Origin of the sequence: Pseudomonas sp. o96-267 (assembly GCF_003935465.1) — a bacterium.
GTDB classification, from domain to species: Bacteria; Pseudomonadota; Gammaproteobacteria; order Pseudomonadales; family Pseudomonadaceae; genus Aquipseudomonas; species Aquipseudomonas sediminis.
This window is the reverse complement of the sequence record NZ_RHQP01000024.1, coordinates 54,654-79,142: the sequence shown is the minus strand read 5'-3', so window position 1 is coordinate 79,142 and position 24,489 is coordinate 54,654. Positions and strand designations below refer to the sequence as shown.

25 protein-coding genes are annotated in these 24,489 nt (G+C 61.0%); 17 read left to right on the top strand and 8 right to left on the bottom strand.

Annotated features, from left to right (window positions below; all coding sequences use genetic code 11):
* Positions 1 to 170 precede the first annotated feature (170 nt).
* Positions 171 to 608 carry an HIT family protein gene (locus EGJ86_RS16750; protein ID WP_125835863.1) on the top strand — a complete coding sequence of 146 codons (438 nt, stop codon included), beginning with the start codon at positions 171 to 173 and terminating at the stop codon, positions 606 to 608.
* Between the two features lie 53 nt (positions 609 to 661).
* Here EGJ86_RS16750 and EGJ86_RS16745 read toward each other — a convergent pair whose 3' ends face one another.
* Positions 662 to 928, bottom strand: a complete 267-nt coding sequence (locus EGJ86_RS16745; RefSeq protein WP_106734845.1) for a DUF2790 domain-containing protein — start codon at positions 926 to 928, stop codon at positions 662 to 664.
* 184 nt (positions 929 to 1,112) lie between these two features.
* On the opposite strand from EGJ86_RS16745, the gene EGJ86_RS16740 reads away from it, so the two are divergent.
* Both EGJ86_RS16740 and EGJ86_RS16735 read left to right on the top strand, forming a co-directional pair.
* Positions 1,113 to 1,538 carry a 3-isopropylmalate dehydratase gene (locus EGJ86_RS16740; protein ID WP_125835862.1) on the top strand — a complete coding sequence of 142 codons (426 nt, stop codon included), beginning with the start codon at positions 1,113 to 1,115 and terminating at the stop codon, positions 1,536 to 1,538.
* 83 nt (positions 1,539 to 1,621) lie between these two features.
* Positions 1,622 to 2,905, top strand: a complete 1,284-nt coding sequence (locus EGJ86_RS16735; RefSeq protein WP_125835861.1) for an NAD(P)/FAD-dependent oxidoreductase — start codon at positions 1,622 to 1,624, stop codon at positions 2,903 to 2,905.
* Between the two features lie 6 nt (positions 2,906 to 2,911).
* Here the strand turns inward: EGJ86_RS16735 and EGJ86_RS16730 are convergent, their stop codons facing one another.
* Positions 2,912 to 3,664, bottom strand: coding sequence for a tetratricopeptide repeat protein (locus EGJ86_RS16730; protein ID WP_125835860.1), 753 nt, complete (start codon positions 3,662 to 3,664; stop codon positions 2,912 to 2,914).
* A 141-nt stretch (positions 3,665 to 3,805) separates the two neighbouring features.
* On the opposite strand from EGJ86_RS16730, the gene EGJ86_RS25375 reads away from it, so the two are divergent.
* Genes EGJ86_RS25375 through EGJ86_RS16720 form a run of 3 tightly spaced genes read left to right on the top strand, consistent with a single transcriptional unit; the run spans position 3,806 to position 5,402 of the window.
* A complete protein-coding gene (locus EGJ86_RS25375) occupies positions 3,806 to 3,925 on the top strand; it encodes a nicotinamide mononucleotide transporter (protein WP_256672463.1) in 120 nt (39 codons plus the stop codon).
* Positions 3,926 to 3,937: 12 nt separating this feature from the next.
* Positions 3,938 to 4,372, top strand: a complete 435-nt coding sequence (gene pnuC, locus EGJ86_RS16725; protein ID WP_256672462.1) for a nicotinamide riboside transporter PnuC — start codon at positions 3,938 to 3,940, stop codon at positions 4,370 to 4,372.
* A 1-nt stretch (position 4,373) separates the two neighbouring features.
* Positions 4,374 to 5,402, top strand: a complete 1,029-nt coding sequence (locus tag EGJ86_RS16720) for an AAA family ATPase (protein WP_125835859.1) — start codon at positions 4,374 to 4,376, stop codon at positions 5,400 to 5,402.
* Between the two features lie 18 nt (positions 5,403 to 5,420).
* Here EGJ86_RS16720 and EGJ86_RS16715 read toward each other — a convergent pair whose 3' ends face one another.
* Both EGJ86_RS16715 and EGJ86_RS16710 read right to left on the bottom strand, forming a co-directional pair.
* On the bottom strand, positions 5,421 to 6,152 hold the full coding sequence (locus tag EGJ86_RS16715; protein ID WP_125835858.1) for an ABC transporter substrate-binding protein: 732 nt from the start codon (positions 6,150 to 6,152) through the stop codon (positions 5,421 to 5,423).
* Between the two features lie 70 nt (positions 6,153 to 6,222).
* On the bottom strand, positions 6,223 to 7,833 hold the full coding sequence (locus EGJ86_RS16710; protein WP_125835857.1) for an FMN-binding glutamate synthase family protein: 1,611 nt from the start codon (positions 7,831 to 7,833) through the stop codon (positions 6,223 to 6,225).
* 237 nt (positions 7,834 to 8,070) lie between these two features.
* Between EGJ86_RS16710 and EGJ86_RS16705 the strand changes: the two genes are divergently transcribed.
* From EGJ86_RS16705 to EGJ86_RS16695, 3 genes are all read left to right on the top strand, one after another.
* Positions 8,071 to 9,192 carry a beta-ketoacyl-ACP synthase III gene (locus tag EGJ86_RS16705; RefSeq protein ID WP_125835856.1) on the top strand — a complete coding sequence of 374 codons (1,122 nt, stop codon included), beginning with the start codon at positions 8,071 to 8,073 and terminating at the stop codon, positions 9,190 to 9,192.
* Positions 9,193 to 9,407: 215 nt separating this feature from the next.
* Complete coding sequence (locus tag EGJ86_RS16700) at positions 9,408 to 10,010, top strand: RNA polymerase sigma factor (protein WP_125835855.1); 603 nt, start codon at positions 9,408 to 9,410, stop codon at positions 10,008 to 10,010.
* On the top strand, positions 10,004 to 10,237 hold the full coding sequence (locus EGJ86_RS16695) for an anti-sigma factor (protein ID WP_125835854.1): 234 nt from the start codon (positions 10,004 to 10,006) through the stop codon (positions 10,235 to 10,237). The genes EGJ86_RS16700 and EGJ86_RS16695 overlap by 7 nt, the downstream gene beginning before the upstream one ends.
* A gap of 255 nt (positions 10,238 to 10,492) precedes the next feature.
* Here EGJ86_RS16695 and EGJ86_RS16690 read toward each other — a convergent pair whose 3' ends face one another.
* Both EGJ86_RS16690 and EGJ86_RS16685 read right to left on the bottom strand, forming a co-directional pair.
* Positions 10,493 to 12,670, bottom strand: coding sequence for an SEC-C metal-binding domain-containing protein (locus EGJ86_RS16690; RefSeq protein WP_125835853.1), 2,178 nt, complete (start codon positions 12,668 to 12,670; stop codon positions 10,493 to 10,495).
* 194 nt (positions 12,671 to 12,864) lie between these two features.
* Positions 12,865 to 13,452 (bottom strand): hypothetical protein, encoded by a 588-nt coding sequence (locus tag EGJ86_RS16685; RefSeq protein WP_256672461.1) that lies wholly within the window; start codon positions 13,450 to 13,452, stop codon positions 12,865 to 12,867.
* Positions 13,453 to 14,054: 602 nt separating this feature from the next.
* Between EGJ86_RS16685 and EGJ86_RS16680 the strand changes: the two genes are divergently transcribed.
* Genes EGJ86_RS16680 through EGJ86_RS16665 form a run of 4 tightly spaced genes read left to right on the top strand, consistent with a single transcriptional unit; the run spans position 14,055 to position 16,523 of the window.
* Positions 14,055 to 14,348 (top strand): hypothetical protein, encoded by a 294-nt coding sequence (locus tag EGJ86_RS16680; protein WP_112210593.1) that lies wholly within the window; start codon positions 14,055 to 14,057, stop codon positions 14,346 to 14,348.
* Positions 14,349 to 14,369: 21 nt separating this feature from the next.
* Positions 14,370 to 15,212: a DUF692 domain-containing protein gene (locus tag EGJ86_RS16675; protein WP_125835851.1), complete on the top strand. Its 843-nt coding sequence runs from the start codon at positions 14,370 to 14,372 to the stop codon at positions 15,210 to 15,212.
* Entirely contained in the window at positions 15,209 to 15,919 is a 711-nt protein-coding gene (locus EGJ86_RS16670; RefSeq protein ID WP_125835850.1) for a DUF2063 domain-containing protein, read from the top strand. The genes EGJ86_RS16675 and EGJ86_RS16670 overlap by 4 nt, the downstream gene beginning before the upstream one ends.
* 4 nt (positions 15,920 to 15,923) lie before the next feature.
* Positions 15,924 to 16,523 carry a DoxX family protein gene (locus EGJ86_RS16665; RefSeq protein WP_125835849.1) on the top strand — a complete coding sequence of 200 codons (600 nt, stop codon included), beginning with the start codon at positions 15,924 to 15,926 and terminating at the stop codon, positions 16,521 to 16,523.
* Here EGJ86_RS16665 and EGJ86_RS16660 read toward each other — a convergent pair.
* On the bottom strand, positions 16,520 to 17,554 hold the full coding sequence (locus tag EGJ86_RS16660; protein ID WP_125835848.1) for an AraC family transcriptional regulator: 1,035 nt from the start codon (positions 17,552 to 17,554) through the stop codon (positions 16,520 to 16,522). The two genes, EGJ86_RS16665 and EGJ86_RS16660, sit on opposite strands and share 4 nt — an antisense overlap.
* 125 nt (positions 17,555 to 17,679) lie before the next feature.
* On the opposite strand from EGJ86_RS16660, the gene EGJ86_RS16655 reads away from it, so the two are divergent.
* From EGJ86_RS16655 to EGJ86_RS16645, 3 genes are all read left to right on the top strand, one after another.
* Positions 17,680 to 19,275, top strand: a complete 1,596-nt coding sequence (locus EGJ86_RS16655) for an FAD-binding oxidoreductase (protein ID WP_125835847.1) — start codon at positions 17,680 to 17,682, stop codon at positions 19,273 to 19,275.
* Positions 19,276 to 19,277: 2 nt separating this feature from the next.
* Positions 19,278 to 20,858: a glycerol-3-phosphate dehydrogenase/oxidase gene (locus EGJ86_RS16650; protein ID WP_125835846.1), complete on the top strand. Its 1,581-nt coding sequence runs from the start codon at positions 19,278 to 19,280 to the stop codon at positions 20,856 to 20,858.
* A 118-nt stretch (positions 20,859 to 20,976) separates the two neighbouring features.
* A complete protein-coding gene (locus EGJ86_RS16645; protein ID WP_125835845.1) occupies positions 20,977 to 22,536 on the top strand; it encodes an FGGY-family carbohydrate kinase in 1,560 nt (519 codons plus the stop codon).
* Between the two features lie 136 nt (positions 22,537 to 22,672).
* Here EGJ86_RS16645 and EGJ86_RS16640 read toward each other — a convergent pair whose 3' ends face one another.
* On the bottom strand, positions 22,673 to 23,371 hold the full coding sequence (locus tag EGJ86_RS16640; protein WP_125835844.1) for a pirin family protein: 699 nt from the start codon (positions 23,369 to 23,371) through the stop codon (positions 22,673 to 22,675).
* Between the two features lie 176 nt (positions 23,372 to 23,547).
* Here EGJ86_RS16640 and yegS point away from each other — a divergent pair, with 176 nt between their 5' ends.
* Positions 23,548 to 24,465 carry a lipid kinase YegS gene (yegS, locus tag EGJ86_RS16635; RefSeq protein WP_106734862.1) on the top strand — a complete coding sequence of 306 codons (918 nt, stop codon included), beginning with the start codon at positions 23,548 to 23,550 and terminating at the stop codon, positions 24,463 to 24,465.
* Positions 24,466 to 24,489 lie beyond the last annotated feature (24 nt).

Here is a 24,489-nt window from a genome sequence, read left to right as displayed (position 1 = left end):
GATCCTGAACAGCCTCTACGAAAGGAGCGATCAGAACACGAGTAGCCTGAGCGCAGGAAATCGATCCAGCTGCTAGTAGTCATCGACTCGAGCAATCCTGCCCGGTTCCCTGTACGTGAACGAGGCGGTATGGTGCGGTTTTTCATCCACCCGGCCCGGAGCCCATCGGCATGAGCCTGCACGGTACTTACGACTCCCAGAACATCTTCGCCCAGATCATTCGTGGCGACTTGCCCTGCTACACACTCTATGAGGACGACGATGTACTTGCCTTCCTCGATCTGTTCCCGCAATCCAAGGGTCACAGCCTGGTGATTCCCAAGCGCGCGGCCGCGCGCAATATCCTGGAAATCGACGATGCCAGCCTGGCCAAGGTCATGGCCGTGGTGAAGAAGGTCACCCAGGCCGTGGTCGATGAGTTACAGCCGGCTGGCGTGCAAGTCGCGCAGTTCAACGGCGCGCCTGCCGGGCAGACGGTGTTCCACATCCACATGCACGTGATCCCGCGTTTCGAGGGCGAAGGCCTGGGTGTTCACGCGGCGAGCAAGGCCGACCCGGCCGAGCTGGAAGCGCTGCAGGCACGACTGGTCAAGCGCCTGCAAGGCTGAAACGGCATTGCCCCGGACGAGTGACTCGGCCGGGGCATCAGGCAACCTGTGGTTTAGCCGTTCTGGTTGCTCAGGCCGCCCCACTCCACGAAACGCACGGCGTGCACTTCGCCCTGGCTGTCACGGTAGACCATGACGCTGGGTACGACACCGCTCTTGCGGCTGTTGTCGGTGCGCTGCAGAACCTGGTCGATGTCCAGCTGCATGCCGTACTGATATTCCTGTACGTTCACTTTGGTGCTGTCTGGCGCTTTCTCGCTGGCGAATGCGATAGGAGTGAAAGCGGCGAGGAGGGTGGCGTTGAGCGCTGTGAATTTCATCTGGGTAATCTCCGATCAGTTGCGCCGAAGAAGTTGGCGCTGGGGTCGAGAGAGATGAAAACATTGCGCCGATCATTACAGAAATCGATGCTTTTGCTTTTGGGCATCGATGTTATCGATACCTTGCCCGCCGGCTCGCCAACCCCAATACTCAGGCAGCACTTATCTGCCCATGGAGGGCTTCATGCGTTCGATCCTCATCGCTCTACCGCTGTTGCTGTTGGCCGGTTGTTCGTCATACCGGGGTGACCCCGAGAACGTCAAACCGGTACCGGAAGATCGCCTGCTGGCGTTTCAGGAGGCGCAGGCGAACGGCGCGCAGATCGTGGTCAACCGCGATTTCGGGGTGATGGGCGGCGGCTGCTTCGTGGCCATCGAGGTGGATCGCAAGGTCGCAGCGCGCATCGGCGTCGGCGAGGTCGCAACCTTCCAGGTACCGCCAGGCACGCGTGTGGTCGGCATCACGCCGGATCGCATGGATGACACCCTGTGCGGCATGGGCCGCTTGCTACGCGAAGTGGCGGTGCCGGTGAAAGCCGGGGAAACCCAGCACCTGCGCATCGTCAGCCAGAACAAGGGTGGCTTCGATATTCGCCCGGACAAGCCCTGACCGCTTTGCCGCTGTGCGATCGGTCATATCGAGCATGACGCCAGGCGGTTAGTATTCCCTGCATCCGAACAGGGAGCATGAACGTGAATGGATTGCCGATAGCCATCGTAGGGGCGGGTACCGCGGGTCTCGCCACGGCGATATTCCTCGCCCGCCAGGGTTATGCGGTGCGCGTGCTGGAGCGGGTTGAGCAACTACAGCCGGTGGGCGCCGGTATCCTCTTGCAGCCTTCCGGTCTGGCTGTGCTGCAACGCCTGGGTCTGCTCGCCGAATGCACCGCACTAGGAGCTCCGGTCAGCCGCCTGTACGGCACTAGTTGCCAGGGTCGGGTGATCCTCGACACTCGTTATCACGACTGGCAGCCAGGCAGTTTCGGCCTTGGCATTCACCGCGGCGTGTTGATGACGGCATTGCTCAAGGCCGCTCAGCGCGCCGGTGTGCAGGTGGACACCGGTGTGGTAGTGAGCCGCTTCGAGCAGGCCAGCGGCCATGTTCGCCTGCTGCAGGAGCAGGCGGATGGCAGTGAACAACCCCTGGGCGACTTCGCCGCACTGATCCTGGCCGATGGCACACGTTCGACCCTGCGCGCGCAGATGCAGGTGCGGCAGTGGTCGCGGCCTTATCCGTGGGGTGCGCTGTGGAGCATGTTGCCGACCTCACCGGCGACCGAGTCCGGCGAGCTGCGCCAGTGGTACCGAGGCTGCCGCGAGATGTTCGGGCTGATGCCGACCGGCTGCACCCATCAGGCACGTGACACTTCGCTGACCAGCCTGTTCTGGAGCCTGCCGCTAAGTGAACATGAAGCGTGGCGCAAGAGCGGCCTGCAGGCTTGGAAAACTCGCGTTCGCAACCTCGCTGGCGAGGCTTCGGAGGTCTATCTGCAGCAGATCGATGACCCCTCACAACTCACCCTGGCGGCCTATGCGGACGTGCGCATGCAGCGCTGGAACGATGGTCGCGTGCTGGCCATCGGTGATTGCGCCCACGCCATGAGCCCGCAACTGGGGCAGGGCGCCAATATGGCCTTGGTCGATGCCGCTGCACTGGCCGATGCGCTCGGCAATGCCGGTGACCAGCATCAGCACGCGCTCGACTGGAACGCCATCTTCACTCGCTACGGTGATACGCGCCGTGACCACCTGCGCTACTACCGCCAGGCCAGCCGCTTGCTGACGCCGCTGTTCCAGTCCAACAGCAATACTCTGGCGGTGTTACGCGATATCGCCCTGATGTTGGCTCGGCACAACCGCTTCGGCCGCCAGCATGCTGTCAGCACGCTGGTCGGTGCACGCGGCGGCTGGTTATGGTCGGGGGCGCAGAAGCGCGAGTTGCATGCCTGGACGGGCGAGCGGGAGGCTTGGGAGTAGGGCCGCTCAGCCGCGCTGCAGCTCGAGCAGCGCCTTCTGGCTCAGGTCCAGCCACTCCTTGTGTAGCACTCGATAGTGCCGGGCGGAGCGGCGGGCGTGGGTCTGAATCTGTTGCAGCAGTTCGATGGCCTCGCGCTGACGTCCCAGTCGCTGTAGCAGCAGGGCATAGCGGTAGTTGGCTTCGGGGCTGGCGCAGTAGCTGCCGAGGGCGCGGTATTCCTCTTCGGCCTTGAGGTCGTTGCCCTGGCCTTCCAATGCACGGGCATACAGCAGGTGGCCGTCGCTGGAGCGAAAGTCGGGATTGTGGGCAATCAGTTGATCGAGGCTTGTCTGGCAACCGGCGAAATCGCCCTGGGCGAAACGGGCCCTGGCCAGGCCGAGGAGGATGTCCGGGGCGTCGCTGTGAATGCCGCGTAATGCCATCTGATAGTGCGTGGCCGCTTCTTCGGCCTGACCCATGCGCAGCAGCTCATCGGCCAGGTTGACGCGAGTATCGCGGGTGTCGCGAATATCCAGCTCATCGCGCAGGGCGCGCAGGTGACGCTGCGGGTCGATGCTGTCATGCAGGCGGTTGAGCGTGCGGCGGCCGCGACGACTACCGAGCAGGTCCGGCAGCATGATACCGAGGAAGTAGATCAGGCAGCCGAGGCCGGGCAGGGCGATGATCAGGTACAGCCAGTAGCGTTCCTGGCCACTGCGCACCACGTGGAGGCCACAGGTGACTTGGCAGGCGATGACTAACAGAGCGAGCAGAGGCATGGGGCGATCCAGTCCTTTGGAGTGCGAGGGGAGGCTTATCAGAGCATGGATCGGCCCCGTTGTCAGGTGACGCATGCACGGCTGTGGCGCACGTCACGTGGTAGGCTGCGCGGCTGATTCCATGTTCATAAGGATGCGTGCATGCCGTCGTCGCTGGAGATTTTCGCCAACCTCTTTTATCTGGTTTCGGTCGTGCTGGCGGCGCGCAACTCGGTGCACACCTGGGCCGTTGGCCTGGTCGGCTGTGTGCTGTTCGGCTGACTGTTCTTCAGCGTGCAGTTGTATGCCGATGTCACCTTGCAGATCTTCTTCATCGCCACCAGCCTGCTGGGTTGGTGGAGCTGGCGGCGCGGTCGCCAGGGCGAGGCGCTGCCGATCAGCCGTGCCAGCACGGCCGGACTGGGCCTGGCGCTGCTGCTCGCGGTGGTCGTGGCGGGCGCATACGGCGCCCTGCTGCACCATTTCACCGACGCCTATGCGCCCTTCATCGATTCGCTGGTGTTGACCTTGAGCGTACTGGCGCAATTGCTGCTGATGCGCCGCAAGCTGGAAACCTGGTATGGCTGGCTGCTGGTGAACACGCTGGCAGTGCCGCTGTTCGCCTCGCGCGAGCTGTATTTGACGGCGTTCATTTACCTGCTGTTCTGGTGCAACGCCTGGTACGGCCTGTACCGCTGGCGCCGCGAACTGAACGCGCAGACCGTCTGACATGAGCACGCGATTCGCCTGTGGGCTGGTGGTCGGCAAGTTCGCGCCGTTGCACCTGGGGCATGAATGGTTGATTCGCCAGGCGCAACAGCAATGCGAACAGCTGGTACTGCTCAGTTGGGCGCGCCCGGAACTTGCCGGCTGCGAGCCCGAGCGCCGTGCGAACTGGTTGCAGGTGCGCTTTCCCGAACTGCGCAGCTGGGTGGTGACGCCCGAGTGGGTTGCCCAGCAACGCGCACGCGGCCTGGCGCTGCCGGACCTTCCCCACGAATCCGAGTCGGATGCCGCGCAGCGCCAGTTCGTTGCCGACTTTTGCCTGGCAGTGCTCGGCCACCCGGTCGACGCGGTGTTTACCAGCGAGGCCTACGGCGATGGTTTTGCCACGCATTTGAGCCGATGTTTCGGTCGGCCGGTGCAGCATGTAGAGGTCGACCGCGCGCGTATCCAGGTGCCGGTGTCCGGTACGCGTCTGCGTGCCGATATTCATGGCTTGCGCCACTACCTGGCGCCGCAGGTCTACGGCGATTTCGTCGAGCGCATCGCCTTGCTCGGTGGCGAGTCCACCGGCAAGAGCAGCCTCGCCCTGGCATTGGCCGAGGCCTTGGGCACGCGGCATGCCGCGGAATACGGCCGTGAACTGTGGGAAGAGCAGGGCGGTGTACTTGTCTATGACGACCTGCTGCGCATCGGCCGCACTCAGGTTGCTCGTGAGCAGAGCCTGGCCGGGCAGTGCCAGCGCTACCTGGTTTGCGACACCACGCCGCTTACCACGCTGTTCTATTGCCGCGAGCTGTTCGGGCGTGTCGAGGCCGAGCTGGAGCAGTTGGCCGAGCGACACTATCACCACCTGTTCCTGTGCGCCGATGACTTCCCCTTCGTGCAGGACGGCACCCGTCAGGACGAGACCTTTCGCCGCCGGCAGAACCAGTGGTACGAGCAGGAGCTGAATCGGCGTAGCTGGGGATTCACCTGTTTGCGCGGTTCGCTGCAGCAGCGAGTCGAGCAGGTGTTGCGGCATCTGAGCGGCTAGTCGCGCTCGTCGTGCGCTTCAGCGATAGCGCGAGAGAATGGCGTCGAACTCGCCATCCTGCCTCATCTGCACCAGGGCACGCAGCAGCGCCTGGGTCGGTACATCCGGCTCGTCGCGGACGATGCAGGCGATCAGGTCAGCGCTGATTTCACCGAGCGCATGCAAGCGTTGGTCGGGTTGCAGGTCGCGATTGAACCAGGCCAACGCCAGGTGATTGCTGACGGCATAGCGGTAGCGGCCGGCCTCGAGTTTCTCCAGGGCCAGTTCCTGGGTGCGGGCGTCCTCGCGGTGTATCGCCCCAGTGGTCAGCAGCGGCTCCAGATTTGGATAGCTGAAGCCCAGCACCGTACCCACGCGCTCATCTCGCAACTGTTCCAGTTTGAAGTGAGGGTCGGCGTTGCGCGCGACGATCAGGTCGCGCTGCACCATGAAGGGCAGGCTCCAGATGTACTGGTGATGGGATTCGACGAGCCAGTCAGGATTGACGTAGCAGCGCACGTCGATTCCGCCGCTGACCAGCAACCGTTGAACGCGCAGGCGTGGTAGCACCAGCATCTCTGCGCTGCGTCCGACCTTCTGTGCCAGGCGCATTTGCAGATCGTAGAGAATCCCGCCCGTGGCCTGGCCATCGACGATCTTTATCATCGGCATGGCCCAGCTCTCGGTCACCGAGAAGCGCAGTGGGCGCTGCTCCTCGGCCGAGGCTGCGAGGCACAGCAGAAGCAGCAGAGCGGATAGCGAAAGGCGCATGCGGTTACCGGTTCAAGACGTTAAGCGAGGTCGCGCCGAGCTTGGCCGTAACAGACTGGACGATGGCCGCTCAGGCCGGCGCCGACTCGAAGCTGTCGGCGCGCGCCATGCGCCACATGCGTTCGTAGAACTCGCCTTCGATCTGGCCGCTGAGCAACTCGCCCGGCGCGAGGAACACATGCTGCTGCGAGAACAGCTTGATCTCGGTGGCGGACATACGTTGCACCAGATGTTTGGCATCGATCTGCGACGGATGATCGAGGCCGGCGGCGGCGAGCATCTCGGCCAGTGCCTTGAGCGTGTTGCGGTGGAAGTTGAAGACGCGCTGGGCTTTGTCCTCGACCACCAGAGCGCGCTGGCGCAGCGGGTCCTGGGTCGCCACGCCGGTTGGGCACTTGTTGGTGTGGCAGCTTTGGCTCTGGATGCAGCCGATGGCGAACATGAAACCGCGCGCCGAGTTGGCCCAATCCGCGCCGATGGCCAGCACGCGGGCAATGTCGAAAGCGCTGACGATCTTGCCGCTGGCGCCAAGCTTGATCTTGTCGCGCAGGTTGCTGCCGACCAGGGTGTTGTGCACGAACAGCAGCCCTTCGCGCAGCGGCACGCCCAGGTGATCGGTGAACTCCAGCGGCGCCGCGCCGGTGCCGCCTTCCTTGCCGTCGACGACGATGAAGTCCGGCAGGATGCCGGTTTCCAGCATGGCCTTGACGATGCCCATGAACTCCCACGGGTGACCCAGGCAGAACTTGAAACCGACCGGCTTGCCGCCCGACAGCTCACGCAATTGCGCGATGAACTGCAGCAGCTCGACCGGGGTGGAAAAGGCGCTGTGGCGCGACGGCGAGACGCAATCCTCGCCCATGGAAATGCCGCGGGTGTTGGCGATCTCTTCGGTGATCTTGTGCTTGGGCAGGATGCCGCCGTGGCCCGGCTTGGCGCCCTGGCTGAGCTTGATCTCGATCATCTTCACCTGCGGGCTGGCGGCCTGGACGGCGAAGCGCTCGGGGTCGAAGCGGCCGTCCGAGGCGCGGCAGCCGAAGTAGCCGCTGCCTAGTTCCCAGACCAGATCGCCACCGTGCTCACGGTGATAGGGGCTGATGCTGCCCTCGCCGGTGTCGTGGTAGAACTCGCCGAGCTTGGCCCCTTCGTTGAGGGCGCGAATGGCATTGGCGCTGAGCGAGCCGAAGCTCATCGCCGAGATGTTGAACAGGGACGCCGAGTACGGCTGGCTGCATTGCGGCCCGCCGATCTCCACGCGAAAGCTGCAGGGGTCGGTCAGCGGCGCCGGGCGCATGGAGTGGCTGATGAACTCGAAGCCGTTCTGGTACACGTCACTGAGGGTGCCGAAGGGTTTGTCGGCACCTTCGTTCTTGGCGCGGGAATACACCAGCGAGCGCTGCGCGCGGGAGAAGGGCAGTTGCTCGGCGTCACCTTCGAGCAGGTATTGGCGAATCTCCGGGCGGATACCTTCGACCAGGTAGCGAATGTTGCCGAGGATCGGGTAGTTGCGCCGCACCGCGTGGCGCGTCTGCAGCAGGTCACCGATACCGATCAGGCTGAGCACGCCGGTGAGCAGGGTAAGCGGCCACAGCCATTGATGACCAAGGAAAGGCAGGCTGGCCAGGGTGAACAGCACGCAGAAGGCGAAAAAAGCGTAGCGGCTGAGCAGGGAGAGGTTCATGCAAACTCCAGGTGCGCGGATCAAGATAAGACTTTAGACCAAACGGCTATATTGGGTCATGTTCTGTCCACCTAGACACTCTCAAGGGCTAAGGACGAACCCCATCGCCCTGTGGCACACTCAGTGGCCCGGAGCCAACCGTCGCAAGAGCTTGGCCCAAGTCTCCCGATTTTCGGCCTGCGCCATTGTCGCCGGCCTACTGCCTGAGGCCGCCAGCGGCCGAGAAGAGGAATGAGCGTGCATAACGTCGTCATCAGTGGTACCGGCCTCTATACCCCGGCCAACAGCATTTCCAACGACGAGCTGGTGGCATCCTTCAATGCTTATGTGCAGCAGTTCAACGCCGACAACGCCGAGGCCATTGCCCGCGGTGAGGTGGAGGCGCTGAGCGAGTCCAGCAGCGGCTTCATCGAGAAGGCGTCGGGCATCAAGAGCCGCTTCGTCATCGACAAGGCCGGCATCCTCGACCCGCAGCGCATGGTGCCGCGTATCCCTGAGCGTTCCAACGAAGACTGGGGCATCCTCTGCGAAATGGCCGTAGGCGCTGCCAAGCAGGCGCTGGAGCGTGCCGGCAAGACCGTCGCCGATATCGACGGGGTGATCGTCGCCTGCTCGAATTTGCAGCGTGCTTACCCGGCGGTGGCCATCGAAGTGCAGGCCGCGCTGGGCGTCAATGGTTGGGGCTACGACATGAACGTGGCCTGCTCTTCGGCCACCTTCGGCATCCAGGCCGCGACCACCGCGATCCAGACCGGCCAGGCCCGCGCCATCCTCATGGTCAACCCGGAAATCTGCACCGGTCACCTCAACTTCCGCGACCGCGACAGCCACTTCATCTTCGGTGACGCCGCCACCGCAGTGATCATCGAACGTGCCGACCTGGCTACCTCCCAGCACCAGTTCGACGTGGTCAGCACCAAGCTGCTGACCCAGTTCTCCAACAACATCCGCAACAACTTCGGCTTCCTCAACCGTGCGGCGGAAGAGGGCGTTGGCGCCCGCGACAAACTGTTCGTGCAGGAAGGCCGCAAGGTGTTCAAGGACGTCTGCCCGATGGTCGCCGAGCTGATCGCCGCACACCTGGCGGAAAACCAGCTCTACGTCAGCGACGTCAAGCGCTTCTGGCTGCACCAGGCCAACCTCAACATGAACCTGCTGATCGCGCGCAAGCTGCTCGGTCGCGACGCCGAGCCGCACGAGGCACCGGTAATCCTCGACACCTACGCCAACACCAGCTCGGCCGGCTCGGTGATCGCCCTGCACAAGAATCAGGACGACCTGCCGGCGGGCAGCCTGGGTGTTCTAAGCTCCTTTGGCGCCGGTTATTCGATCGGCAGTGTAATTTTGCGCAAGCGCTGAACTCTCTGTAGGAATGCCTGACGCGCGTAGAACCTGTTTCACGATCTAGCGAGCTAGAGCCAGGCAAGGCGAAAACAGCCGAAAAAGCGCAGTTTACGAGCCGTAAATGAGTATTTTGAGGTTGGTTTCAGCGCAGCATGGCCGACGCGCAGCAGATCGTGAACAGGTTCGTACAGGGTTTGCTCGTGCGCGCCAGGCCCTACCATGGGAGTTCTATGTCCGATACCGATCTGTTGGATCGTCTGCTCACCGGTGAGCAGAAGGCCTATCGCGAGCTGGTCGCTCGCTATCAGGGGGCGATGCGAGCGGTGGCCTACGCCATCGTCGGCAGTCGCCACGCCGATGAGGTGGTGCAGGATGCCTGGCTCGCCGTAGTGCGCAGCCTGGCAGGCTTCCAGGGGCGCTCCAGCCTCAAGACCTGGCTGCTGACCATCACCGCCAACACCGCCAAGACCCGTCTCAAGCACAACCGTCGCGAGGTGCTGCTCGACGACCTCGCCGCGCCGCATGGCACGGTGGGTGACGAGCGTTTCTCTGATGACGGCCACTGGCTGCTGGCACCACATGCCTGGCATCAGGACAGCCCCGAAGCCCTGCTCACCGAGGACGAATTGCGCGATTGCCTGGAACACACCCTGGCCAGCCTGTCCGAGTTGCAGGCCAGCGTGCTGGTGCTGCGCGAGCGACAGGGTCTGGAGCTGGAGGCGATCTGTAATCTTCTCGACATCTCGCTCTCCAATGCACGTGTGCTGCTGCACCGGGCACGCCTGAAAGTCTTTGCCACCCTGGAACATTTCGAGGAGACAGGCCAATGCTGACCTGCAAGGAATTGGTCGCTCACTCCAGCGATTATCTCGACGGCCAACTGACGTTGCGCCAGCGCCTGGCCGTACGCGCACACCTGGCGATGTGCGGCAACTGCCGGCGTTTTATCCGCCAGATGAAACTGACCCAGGCGGTGATCCGGCAGATGCCGGAGGGCGAGTTGCCCGAACTCGATACCCTGGCCGAGCGCCTGGCGCATAACCGGCGCAATCAGGGGTGAACTGCGTGCTTGGTGGACGGCTTGGCTGCGTCCTCAGGCGTAGGGCGGATCGGGGCGCGTAGCCGACGCTTTTTTCATCCACCGTTTGCGGTGGTTGTTCGGGCTACTTGCTGTGATATACATAAATCTGTCCCTATTTTTCGCTTCTTTTACACCCATGCAGCAATCCCTAACGCTCGTATTTAAGGCTGGTTTGGAGCGCAGCGGAAAACCACGCCGACAACATGTGCTTGTTAGGCGATACACCGGCCACACCTAAGCCAGACAACAATTTTTATACTTTTTCTTACTGCCGCAGGGACATGGATCATTTCGGCCTGTTTTCCTTTCATTTTTCCTTTTTGTGGAGAAGTTCACTCGTCCATCATTCTTAATATTCTGAGGTTTTGGAAGGTTTTTAGTTGCTTGATCCATTTCATCGGATTGCACCCAATCAAATTCTAACTCAAGCCCGAATTTAATTTTTCGGCTTACTGGGTCTAGGCAAAGTCCAAACCAAGTATCGGCTTTTAAAGTGTATTTTCTTTTTTCGCAGTGAATCTTTAACCTGGTGGCAGAAATATTTGTCTTGTCACTATTGCAGTGTATAGTTAGTCCGGTTTTACCTTGATCTATACACAGTGTTAAATCATGGTGTTCTCCATCCTCTTTATGTAGTTTGTATAGCTGATCAATCCCTTCATTGATTTGTTCTATTGTCTCTCCACTCAATGAAAGGAGCATAAAGCCAAGATCAATGGTCGCAGGGTCGTCTAGGCGATCAATTTCAGCTATTAGTTGTCCGTAGGAGGTGTCTCTATATTTTGTCAATATGCCTTCTGGGGTTTCAATTCCCGGGGCACCGTTTCTTCTGGTTAGCATGGCCAAATCTAGATCGGCACAGATATCATCTCCTAACTGGATCATAGAAGTATCATCATCAATCCATAGGTTTTGCTTTAAGTGATAGGAAAGAATCGTTAACTCATGATTAGATAAAATCCTTTCCGCATATTCGACTCTTCGGTTTACATAGCTCAAGAAATGTAGTGGAGATTGTAACATTTCAGTCATCACATCCAGGAGAAACACATCCATGATAAATGGATACTTGATCACTATCGTCGCTTGGTATTTTAAAAACTGTCGTGCTTGAAAGCTTAGAGCAGGATAATGATCTGAGACTACGCAAAAAGGGTATATGCTTTCAAATTTTCTATATATCTTTAACTCGTTTCCAGAGGAGTCTACTAGTCGATAGTTTTCATTGTTTAAATATTCGGCGCATTGGTATGCTTGATTATACGAGTCTTGCACTGCCTTTTTAAAGTCTTCTTGAAGGCTATTGTCGTTTCCTTTTCTTGCGGCAATAGTTAACTTTTTTGACTTTGCTTGTAGAATAATTGCTCTGTTGGAAAAAATAACAAGTACATCTATTTCTCCAACTCTCGTTTGCTTGTCTTTATATATGTCGATATTGGTAAAAACTCTGTCCTCACCAAATACGATTTTAAGCCGTTTTTCCGAAAAGCTTTCGGTAAATAGCCCTCTATTTTCTCTGGCCTTTACTTTGTAGGTGTCATCCGCATTGAACCAAAAGAAAGGCGTTTCATATAGGGCCTCTAGCAACCCATAATTTTGAAGCAAAATGAATTCACTTTCACTTGCCCGTATAATTGGGTAAGCATTCATAGGGTTGAAATCATCTAAAGCAGAGAACTGATTTCTATCAATTTCTGGCGGACAAACAAACGAGTCAAGGAATGATTTTGTGGTTTTTAGATCTACGCCTGATTTTTCTGATAATTCCTTATCGGAAAAAACAAACGCGGGAAGCATTGTCCATTCTTCAGGAGATAGCGTCTTTAGTTGAGTGGGTATCAGATTGCTGATTTTATCGTTCTGTAAAATAAGCAAAGATGATACTATCTTTGCTGCATCTCCAATTGAGTATCCTTTGTTCTTCTGGAACCAAGCGCTGTCATTTTTATACTTTATTAAAGCGAGGTCTCGATATTGAAAGTTATAGGCGGCTTCTCCTCCATAGAAAATCGATTCTCTTAACGCCTTTCCTGTCCTGAAAGGATTGAAACTAGGGTCTCCAATTTTTCTTTTATCAAATATTTCCTCTAGGGGCGGTATCATGGTCTTATGCAGGTTTTTTAATAGAGTCTCAGTTTTGTCAATATATTCCTGAATACATTTCGGTCCAGGGTGGTTTATATCAATTTGTTTCTTGCACGCCAAGCCTATTAGTGTGGAAATTTCAGTGCGGACAAGTCTCTCAAGTGAGAATTGCTGAACTACATCATCAACAACCATTTCACCATCTTTATATCGAATGGTGTTATCTCTGAAGCAAAAATAAGCTATGGCATGTAAGTAGCCTGGAGATTTGCATAGCAACTCAAGCTCATCAAACAATTCTTGCTCAGTTTTTATGACGTCATTCATTGAGATATACCGATTTTTTGGCAGTCGCCTAGCGTTCAAAGCCACGGGCCAGTTTGTAGCTGCGGAGCGGCAGAGAAGTGGTCCCGGGACTGGTAGTAGGAAAAGGGGACAGATTTATTTTTAGGTCGATAGTGCTGTGCCATAAATAAATATGTCCCCTTTTTACCATTTTTAATGGTCTCCTTTTTACGCATTCAGCGGCTAGTCCGCTGCAATGCCTTGTCAGGCATTTCTATGTTGGTTGAGATGATGTGGAAATTACCACCGTCAATTTTGTAAAGCTCCTGCTTGGGGTCATAGAATAAGTTTAATGTTCCGATTTCACAATTCAGGAATTCATTACCCAGCAGTTGACCAAGTCTTTGCAGTTTTCCCTCTTTGTTAAGTTGCGAACGGTTGCCGCTAGCTAGAGCTACGTCGTTCGCCAGACATGCTTTGTAACCTGAACTATTAAAGTCGATCACTATGCCGCCGGGAGTAAAGCGCTCCATATCTTTAGCTTGATCAGAAAGCTTGCTGTTTGTGCCTTTCCAGTTCTTCTTAGATTGAAAGGGTAGACCTTTCGAGCGAATGACATTTCCACTGCTATCAAAGACCTTAATCTGGAATATGCCGTCAGACCCATATGTGCGTTCGGGAGCGTTTTTCCCGCGACCTCTAAGTTTGGTATACCCGATATCAACCGTATAAATTCCTTCTGGAGTTGAAAAAATTTGGTTTCTAGGCATCGCTATGGCTTGGCCAAATGCTCCAGTCAATGCGTCCTCATCGCCATAGTTCATGTCGAATGTACTTTCAGCGTCTGAAACAGCGGCTAAATACCTATCTCGAAGTGAATCTATTACTAAGCCTGGAAGTATGTCTTTCATAATTGCCTAACAGTGATTGGATGGATGGCGGTACTAATCCGATAGTAGAGCCTTCCATCTAACTCCGCACCCTCCCGCTTCGCTTAGCACTAAAAAGCTTTCTCGATCATAGTCTTACCGCTATGTGCCGGCAGTCTTGTGTATTCGCTTGACCTCCTCTTTTGGCTCCAGCATTACGCCCGGCACACCGTGCGGGTGGATGACGCTTTTGTCATCCGTTTGCCATGGCTGGTCGGGCTACTGGCTATCGAAAGCCTCGCCGCTAAAGCGCCTCCCACGGTGCGGTGGATTTTCTTGTACCTGTGGGAGGGGCTTTCGGCTCTGGCATCCTGCTTCGCTCTACCTCCTGCATCCATGCAGTCGTAGCCGCGACTGGCAGCGGGCAACGCTCCCCCCGGATTTCATTCGGGCTACGAAAAACTTTTTCCGCCCGCTGTAACGCCCGCATCCCTGCTTCGTCCATTGCTGCGAGGGCGCCAACCTGGCGCCGTATTCGAAACCGATGGAGAGATGCCATGAAACAACTCAATACCCTGACTGCCACCCTGGGCGCCGCACTGCTGACTTCCATGGCGTTCACCGCCCACGCCGCCAGCAACCCCTTCGCTGCGCAGGAACTGGCCAGCGGCTACAGCCTGGCCGCTGCCGAGAAGGCGCAGGAAGGTTCCTGTGGTGAAGGCAAATGCGGTGGCGAGATGAAAGCCGACAAGGAAGGCAAGTGCGGCGAGGGCAAGTGTGGTGCCGAGAAGAAGGCTGACGCCGAGGGTAAATGTGGCGAAGGCAAGTGCGGCGGCGAGAAGAGCGAGTAAGGGCATAGGGGAGGACGGATCATGCACCTCGCAAACCTCACCGGTGCCGGTCTCGGCCTGCGTCGCGGGCTGCTCGCCGAGCTGATCGGTGATGGTGCCAGCGGCGCCGACTTTCTCGAAGTGGCGCCGGAGAACTGGATCGGTGTCGGTGGCCGGCTGGGCAAGCAGTTGCGCGCCCTGAGCGAGCGCCGGCCGTTGCTGTGCCATGGTCTGTCCCTCAATCTCGGTGGCTTCGCGCCGCTGAACCTGGAGCTGCTGTGCGCCATCAAGGGCTTTCTCGACGCGCATGGCGTGCTGGCCTACAGCGAGCACCTGTCGGCCTGCGCCGACGATGGCCAGCTGTATGACCTGATGCCGCTGCCGTTTTCCGAGGAGTCGGTGGCGCGCATCGCCGAGCGCGTGCGCATCGTGCAGGACGTGCTGGAGCGCCCGCTGATCATCGAGAACGTCTCGGCCTATGCGCGCCTGCCCGGCGAGCTGGACGAGACGGATTTCGTTCGCGCGGTGCTGGAGCGTGCCGACTGCCAGCTGCTGCTGGACGTCAACAACGTCTACGTCAACAGCCTGAACTTCGGCTTCGATGCCGAAGCCTATATCGCCGCGATGCCCAGTGAGCGCATCGCCTATCTGCATGTCGCCGGGCATTACGACCAGGCGGCAGACCTGAAGATCGACACCCATGGTGCGCCGGTGATCGACCCGGTGTGGGCACTGCTGAGCAGCGCTTACGCGCGGCATGGTGTGCGCCCGACGCTGCTGGAGCGCGACTTCAATTTCCCGCCTCTGGCCGAGCTGTATGCCGAGCTGGCGCATATCCGCAGCCTGCAACAGGCCGCACAACCGCTGAGCAGGTACGGCACATGAGCGGCGTTCAGCAGCAGCGCGACTTCGCTGCACGTATTCGCCAGCCTGAGGCGCAGGCCTTGCTGCCCGGCATCACGGCCGAGCGCATGGCTGTCTACGAGGAGCTGTTCTTCAACAACGTCGCCAGCTTGGTCGGAGGCGCCTTTCCGGTGCTGCGCGGGGTTCTCGGGGCCGAGCGTTGGCAGCGGTTGCTGCGCGCGTTCTTCACCGAGCACCAGGCGAGCACGCCGTACTTTCTCGAGATCAGCCAGGAGTTCATCGTCTGGCTGCAGCAGGGCTATCGCGCCGAGCCTGACGACCCTGCGTTCATGCTGGAGCTGGCGCACTACGAGTGGGTCGAGCTGGCGCTGGATGTCAGCGATGCGCAGTTGCCCGAGCGTGGCTGGTCGCCACTGGCCTGGCCGCTGGCCTATTGCTGGCCTGTGCAGATGATCGGTGCCGATCACTGCCCCACACAGCCTTCTGCCGAGCCGACCTGCCTGCTGGTCTGGCGCGATCGCCAGGAACAGGTGCGCTTTATGCAACTGGCGCCGTTCGCCTATCAGTTGGCGCTGCGGCTGCAGGCCGGCGAGCCGCCTGTGCAGGCGCAGCTGGAGTTGGCCACGGCCCATGGCCTGGCCGCTGATCGCAATTATTTCGCTAACGCCCGCGCGCTGCTGGATGACTGGCAGGCGCGCGATATCTGGTTTCCGCATCCCGAGGACTGACCACATGATCACTTTGCTCAATCGCTTCCAGGACGCGCTGGAGGCTACCCGGCGCCTGGATTTTCTCGGCCCGCTGTTGCTGCGCCTGTATCTGGTGCCGGTGTTCTGGATGGCCGGCATGCAGAAACTGTCCGATATCGACGCCACCGCGGCCTGGTTCGGCAACCCGGACTGGGGCCTGGGCCTGCCGTTTCCCGAACTGCTGGCCTGGGCGGCGGCGCTGACCGAGGCTGGTGGCGCCATCCTGCTGTTGTTCGGCTTTGCTGTGCGCTGGATCAGCATTCCGCTGATCGTCACCATGCTGGTGGCGATTTTCGCCGTGCACTGGCCCTATGGCTGGCAAGCAATTGCCGATCCGTCCGCGCCCTTTGCCAACGAGCGCGTGCTGGCGGCGGCGGAGAAGATCGAACGGGCGCGGGCGATTCTGCGCGAGCACGGCAATTACGACTGGCTGACCGGCAGCGGCAAGTTCGTGGTGTTGAACAACGGTATCGAGTTCGCCGCCACCTACCTGGTGATGCTGGTGGCGTTGTTCTTCAGCGGGGCAGGGCGCTGGTTGAGCCTGGATTACTGGCTGGCAAGGCGTTTCAGAATTTCCCGTTAGCCCAATGGGTTGTCCCGGCGCCGGCTCTCGCGAAACTCGCCCGGCGTCTGCCCGGTCCAGCCCTTGAAACTGCGGTGAAACGAGCGTGACTCGGTGAAACCGAGGTAGCAGGCGATGTCCTGAATCGCCAGGTCGCTGCGCAGCAGGTAGTGCTCGGCCAGCTCCTGGCGCAGCTCGTCGAGAATCTGCTGGTAGCTGGTGCCGGCCTGCTGCAGGTGGCGCTGCAGGGTGCGCACGGTCATGTCGAACTTCTCTGCCACCCGTTCCTTGCGCGGCAGGCCGTCCTTGAGCAGCAGGCGCAGGGCGTTCTTCACCCGGCGCGGTAGCGGTTCGTTGTCGTCCAGCCCGGCCATCAGGGTCAGGGCGTGTTCTTCCAACGTGCGCAGCAGGTTGGCGTCTGCCTGGCGCAGCGGCACGCCAAGGTAATCCAGCGGCACCAGAAGAGCGTTGCAGGGCTGTTCGAACAGCACCGCGCAGCCGAACAGCTGCTGGTATTCGGCCAGTTCGGTGGCGGCCGGTTGCGCGTGCTCGAACCACACCTCGCGCGGCGAGTGTTCGGAATCGGCGATCCAGCGGGCGTACAGCAGCCAGGAGGCGAGCACGTTCTCGACCATATGGCGGCGCACGTCCGGCGCCTGATGGCGACAGCTCCAGATCAGCCGCACGTGATCCTCGGCTGCCTCGATACGGCTGGTGCCCATGTCGCCCACCAGTTTCTCGTAGGGCACGATGCGGCCCATGGCTTCGCCGAGGGTAGCGCAATTCATGGCAATGTAGCCGAGCACGCTCCACGAGCCGGGCTGGACGAAACGCGCCGAGTGCAGGCCGAACAGGGGATCGCCGGATACCTCGATCAGATGCGCCAGCAGGCGCTCATGCACTTCGCTGGGCATGCGTTTGCCATTGTCGGCCAGGTCCTGCGCGGCAATCCCGGCAGCGGCCAGGGCGCGGTCGATGTCCAGGCCGAGTTGTTCGGCCTGGCGCAGGTATTTGAGCAGGGCGGGAACCGAGGTATAGCCGAGGTTTTCCATGGATTCTTCTTGTTCTGCGATGCCTGTCTTGATTGGCGATAGTGCTTGTCCCGATTCGACAGTGACGGAAATCGGCGGCTGGCTAGTATAGGCAGCCATAAGTGCTGATCGGAATGGGGGATGCGATGCGACGCTGGAACGGATGGGGTGACGAGGCGACCGAAGTGGAACTGCCGGCCCATGGCGAGGCCTTTCTCGCCGAGCTGGTCGGGCCAGGCCAGCGTCTGGCCGACGCCAGCCTGCAGGGTGTGCTGGCGGGCGTGCCGGCGTCGCGCCGGGCGCCGCATCCGCTGATCTGCGTTGATGCCGAAGTGCGCGTGCGCCATGCCCGTGGTCAGAGCCTGCCGGACTGGCTGGCCATGCGCTCCGGCGAGTTCGGCCTGTTTCCCGATGGCGTCGCCTGCCCGGAAAGCGCCGAGCAGATCCGCGAGCTGCTGGCTTGGGCGCAAAAGCATGACGTGACCCTTATTCCCTACGGCGGCGGCACCTCGGTGGCCGGCCATATCAACCCGCAGGCCGGCCAGCGCCCCGTGCTGACCCTGTCGCTGGAGCGCATGACGCGCCTGCGGGATATCGACGAGGACAGCCTGATCGCCCCCTTCGGCCCCGGCGCCAACGGCCCGCAGGTGGAAAGCCAACTGCGCGCGCGTGGCTATACGCTTGGCCATTTTCCGCAGTCCTGGGAGCTGTCGACCCTCGGTGGTTGGGTCGCCAGCCGCTCCAGCGGCCAGCAGTCGCTGCGTTACGGGCGCATCGAGCAATTGTTCGCCGGCGGCAAGCTGGAGACCTTTGCCGGCACTTTGGAGATTCCCACCTTCCCGGCGTCGGCCGCCGGCCCTGATCTGCGTGAGCTGGTGATGGGCTCGGAAGGGCGCCTCGGGGTGATCTCCGAGGTGCGCGTGCGCATCAGTCGCCTGGCCGAGCAGGAGCGCTTCTACGCGGTGTTCCTGCCCAACTGGCAGCAGGCGCTGAGCGCCATTCGCAGCCTGGCCCAGGCACGTGTGCCGCTGTCCATGCTGCGCCTGTCCAATGCCATCGAAACCCGTACCCAACTGGCCCTGGCCGGTCACCCGCAGCAGATTGCGCTGCTGGAAAAATACCTGGCCCTGCGTGGCGCCCGCGACGGCAAATGCATGCTGACCTTCGGTGTCACCGGCAGCCGGGTGCAGAACGCCGCCTCGCTGAAACAGGCGCGGCGCCTGTTGAAAGTTTTTGACGGAGTGTTCACAGGCACCCTGCTGGGCAAGAAGTGGGAGCAGAACCGTTTTCGCTTCCCCTACCTGCGCCATGGTCTGTGGGAGCGCGGCTACCTGGTGGACACTCTGGAAACCGCCACCGACTGGTCCAACGTCGATAACCTGCTGAACAAGGTCGAGGCCAGCCTGCGTGACGAGCTGACCGGCGAGGGCGAGCGGGTGCACGTGTTCACCCACCTGTCGCACGTCTACGGCGAAGGTTCGAGCATCTACACCACCTACGTGTTCCGCCCCGGTGCCGACTACGCCGAGGCCATGGCGCGCTGGCAGCGCTTGAAGGCAGCGGCCAGCCGCACCATCGCCGAGAATCGCGGCACCATCAGCCACCAGCACGGCGTCGGTCGTGACCACGCGCCTTACCTGGCAGCAGAGAAGGGCGAGCTGGGCATGGCCACGCTGCGCAGCCTTGCCACGCATTTCGACCCCGACCAGCGCCTGGCGCCTGGCGTGTTGCTGCAGGACTGAGCATGGAACCCTGGAACGCCACCTGGCGCACGCGCGCGCTGCCTGACCTGGCCGCGCGCGACTGGGATCTGCTGGTGAGCGGCGGCGGCATCTGCGGCGCCGGCATCCTGCGTGAGGCGGCGCGGCGTGGCTGGCGCTGCCTGTTGCTGGAGCAGCGCGACTTCGCCTGGGGTACCTCCAGCCGCTCGTCGAAGATGGTGCATGGCGGCCTGCGCTATGTCGCCAAGGGGCAGCTGGGGCTGACCCGCGACTCGGTGCGCGAGCGCCAGCGCCTGCTCGGCGAGGCGCCGGGGCTGGTGGAACCGCTGAGCTTCGTCATGCCGCATTACCGCGGCGGTTTTCCCGGGCCGAAGGTATTCGGCGGCCTGCTCAGCCTCTACGACGCGCTGGCCGGTAAGCGCAATCATCTGTTCTATCCGCTGCAGCAACTGCGTTACCTGGCGCCGGGCATTCGCGAGGACGGCCTGCTCGGTGGCACGCGCTTCTTCGATGCGGTGACCGACGATGCCCGCCTGGTGCAGCGCGTGCTGGGCGAAGCGCGCGCCGAAGGCGGCGAGGCGCTCAATGGCATGCGCGTGGTCGAGTTGTTGCGTGAAGCGGGGCAGGTGGTCGGTGTGCTCGCCGAGGATGTGGAAACGGGCGAGCAATACCGCCTGCGCAGCCGCGCCGTGGCGCAAGCCACCGGTGCCTGGGCCGATCGCCTGCGCCAGCCTGGCAATGGTCGCATCCGTCCGCTGCGCGGCAGCCACCTGCTGCTGCCTAGCTGGCGCCTGCCGGTGGCGCATGCCTTCAGCTTTATGCACTCGGCCGATGGCCGGCCGGTGTTCGTCTTCCCCTGGGAAGGCGCGACGGTGATCGGCACCACCGATCTGGATCATGCTGACAAGCTCGATCATGAAGCGGCCATCAGCGTCGAGGAGGTCGACTACCTGCTGGCTGCCTGCGACCAGCAGTTCCCGGCTGCGCAGGTGAGCCGTGCCGACGTGCTGTCGACCTGGGCGGGCGTGCGCCCTGTGGTGAGCGATGGTGGCGGCGCACTGAAACCCTCCGACGAAAAGCGCGAGCATGCGCTGTGGATCGAGCCGGGCAGCGTGACCCTGGCCGGCGGCAAGTTGACCACCTTCCGCCTGCTGGCGCTGGAGGTGCTGCGTGCCTGCGCGGGTTTCGTTGGCAAGCCAGTGGATGATCAAGGCGGTGCAGTCTTCGCTGCGAATACGCCGACACCGATGCCGACCTTGAGCCCGGCGCAGCAACGCCGCCTGGCTGGGCGCCATGGCCGCCAGCTGGATGAGGTACTGCGTTTGATCGACGAAATCGGCGCTGATTGCGTTGCCGGTACCGACACCCTGTGGGCCGAACTGGCTTGGGCTGCCGAAGGCGAGCTGGTGCTGCATCTGGACGATCTGCTGTTAAGGCGCACGCGCCTGGGCCTGTTGCTGGCTGAAGGCGGCCGCGCCGACCTGCCGCGTATCCGCGCGCTGTGCCAGTCGCGCCTGGGCTGGAGCGATGCACGCTGGCAGAACGAAGAAACCAACTACCTGGCGCTATGGCAACGCTGCTATAGCTTGCCGGGTGCTGAATGATGACGTTGCCAAATATCCGTAGGAGCGAGCTCTGCTCGCGAAACTTTTGCGCCTCCCCCGTTCGCGAGCAGAGCTCGCTCCTACAGCAATACCGTGCATTCCAAGCAGAGGTCACACCTTGAGCGAACCAAGCTACCTGCTGAGCATCGACAACGGCACCCAGAGCGTGCGTGCGTTGCTGTTCGATACCAGCGGCAACCTGCTGGCCAAGGGCAAGGTCGAGCTCGACCCCTATTTCTCCAGCCAGCCAGGCTGGGCCGAGCAGGACCCCGAGTACTACTGGGCCAGTCTCGGCGAGGCCTGCCGACTGCTGTGGCAGCAGGTGACTATCGACCGCAGCCAGATCAAGGGCGTCGCCGTCACCACTCAGCGCGGCAGCATCATTCATGTCGATGAGCAGGGCACGCCCCTGCGCCCGGCGATTCTCTGGCTCGATCAGCGTCGTGCCGAAGTGGCCGGGCGGATAAAGGGCCTGTGGGGCTGGCTGTTCAAGCTGGTGCGCGCCGAAGAGGCGGTCGATCACTTTCGTGGCCAGGCCGAGGTCAACTGGGTCGCCCAGCATCAGCCGGACATCGCCGACCGCACGCACAAGGTACTGTTGCTCTCGGGCTTTCTCACCCATCGTCTGTGTGGCCGCTTCGTCGATTCCACCAGCAGTTGCGTGGCCTACCTGCCGTTCGACTACAAGCGCCTGCGTTGGGCTACGCCTGGCGACTGGAAGTGGCAAGCGCTTAAGGTACGCCGTGAGCAACTGCCCGAGCTGTTCAAACCGGGGGAACGACTGGGTCAGATCAGCGCCGAGGCCAGCCGCCATACCGGTATTCCGGAAGGCCTGCCGCTGATTGCTGCTGGCGCCGACAAGGCCTGCGAAGTGCTGGGTTCCGGTGCGCTAGAGCCCAGCACGGCATGCCTGTCCTATGGCACCACGGCGACCATCAACACCACGCGCAGCCGTTACCTGGAAACCGTTCGCCTGATTCCGCCCTATCCGGCGGCGCTGCCGGATCACTTCAACACCGAGGTGATGATCTATCGCGGCTTCTGGATGGTCAGCTGGTTCAAGCGCGAATTCGGCCTGCGCGAGATGCAGCGTGCCGAGGCGCTGGGCGTGTCGCCCGAGGCGCTATTCGACGAGCTGGTCAACGCCGTACCGCCTGGCTCAATGGGCCTAATGTTGCAGCCGTACTGGACGCCAGGCATCCGTGAGCCGGGGCTGGAGGCCAAGGGTTCGATCATCGGTTTCGGCGACGTGCATACCCGTGCACATATCTATCGCGCCATTCTCGAAGGCCTGGCCTATGCGCTGCGTCAGGGCAAGGAACGTATCGAAAAGCGCTCCGGCACCCGTATCGAGCGCCTGCGCGTTTCCGGTGGCGGTTCGCAGAGCGATGCAGCGATGCAACTGACGGCCGATATCTTCGGCTTGCCGGCCGAGCGACCGCACCTCTACGAAACCAGCGGGCTGGGCGCGGTGATCAACTGCGCGGTAGGTCTGGGCTTGCACCCGGATTACCCGAGCGCCATCGCCGCCATGACTCGGGTTGGCCAGGTGTTCCAGCCGAACCCGGAGGCCCAGCACGTTTACCAGCAGCTCTACGCGCAGGTCTATCAGCGCATGTACCGCCAGCTCAAGCCGCTGTACCAGCGCATTCGCAAGATCACCGGTTATCCGGCGTGAGGTGATTAAAAGGGGATTTGTGGGAGGGGCCGGGCGGCGCTCCGCTTTAGCCGCGACCGAGTAACACCAAGGTCGCGGCTAAAGCCCTCCTACAGAAACCAGTCGCCCTCCGAAGTGGAGGGCGATGGTGTGTGCATCAGGCGACATCCACCAGCACGATCTCGCTGTCTTCCTGCGCCTCGATGCGGATCAGCGCTTCATCGGCGATGGCCACGCCATCACGTGCCTTGACGTTCACGCCGTTGACGCTGAATGCACCCGTTGCGCCCACCAGGTAGGCTTTGCGACCCGGCTGCAGGGCGTACTCGGCGCTCTGTCCGGCCTTGACCGTGGCGGCCACCAGGCGTGCGTCGGTGCGGATACGCAATGCATCGACATCCTCCTCGTAACCGCTGGCCAGGGTGACGAACGATCCTGAGCGGTCGCCTTTCGGGAAAGGCGTGGTGCCCCAGGAGGGCGGTAGGCCAGCCTGGTTCGGCTGAATCCAGATCTGGAAGATCTTGGTGGTTTCATCCTCCAGGTTGTACTCGCTGTGAGCGATACCGGTCCCAGCACTCATTACCTGAACATCGCCAGCCTCGGTGCGACCCTTGTTGCCCAGGTTGTCCTCATGGCTGATGGCACCTTCGCGAACGTAGGTGATGATCTCCATGTCGCGATGTGGGTGCGGCGGGAAGCCTGAATGTGGAGCGATCTCGTCGTCGTTCCACACGCGCAGTCGGCCCCAGTTCATCCGCTCGGCGTCGTTGTATTCGGCGAAGGAAAAGTGGTGACGGGCGTTGAGCCAGCCGTGATGAGCACCACCGAGTTGTTCGAACGGACGTACATCGATCATGGTCAATCCTCCAGTCGTGCGCGAGGTGAGTCCCGCGCAACGTCGATGGCGCTATGATCTATTTCGTGTAATCGATTTAAAAGCGCAATATTTACGGCTTTAATATCTATTAATTTGATTAATTTTCGCGAAGGCCAGGCACTAGGCTTTCGCTGATTCCTTCAAGGAGCAGTGCAATGCGCGAACGCAAAGCCTGGTTGATCCTGCATGGCAAGCAGGCGTTGAACGAAGAGGTGAGGACGGCCGTGAGCGGCCTGCGTGAGCGTGGCTGGGATTTGGCCGTGCGCCTGACCTGGGAAGGCGGGGACGCCGAGCGGCTGGTCGAGGAAGGGCTGGCTGCTGGTTACCCGACGCTGATTGCCGGTGGTGGTGATGGCACCCTGCGTGATGTGGTCGAAGCGCTGGTCAAGGCGCAGGCCGATGCGAGCCTGGCTCTGCTGCCGCTGGGCACGGCCAATGATTTCGCCCACGCTGCTGGCATACCGCTGACGCCGGCTGCCGCGCTGGCACTGCTGGAGGTCGAGCCGGTGGCCGTTGACGTGGGCATGGCCGGTGAACGCGCTTTCCTCAATATGGCCACGGGCGGTTTCGGCTCCAACATCACCGCCAACACGCCGGAGGAACTCAAGAAGGTCCTCGGTGGCGCCGCCTATCTGCTCACCGGGCTCAGCCGCTTTTCCGAAGTGCGTGCGGCCGCCGGTCGGTTTCACGGGCCGGACTTCGAGTGGCAGGGCGAATTCCTGGCATTGGGCATCGGCAACGGGCGCCAGGCTGGGGGAGGGCATCTGCTCTGTCCAGAGGCGACCATTGACGACGGCCTGCTGGACGTCTGTATCGTGCCGGCGGCGCAGGATGTGGTGAGCACCCTGGGCACATTGCTCTCGGGCGGGATGCATGGTGTGCAGAGCGTCGCGGTCAGCGCGCGGCTGCCCTGGCTGGAAGTGGAGGCGCAGGAAGGGCTGGATTTGAACCTCGATGGCGAGCCGATGGAAAGCAAGCGTCTGCGCTTCAGCGCACAACCTGGCGCGTTGCGTCTGCATCTACCCCGGCATTCGCCTTTGCTCGCTGGTCAGGCGCCTGGGGCTGAGGCATGATGGCGGCGCGCCAGCAAGGCTTCA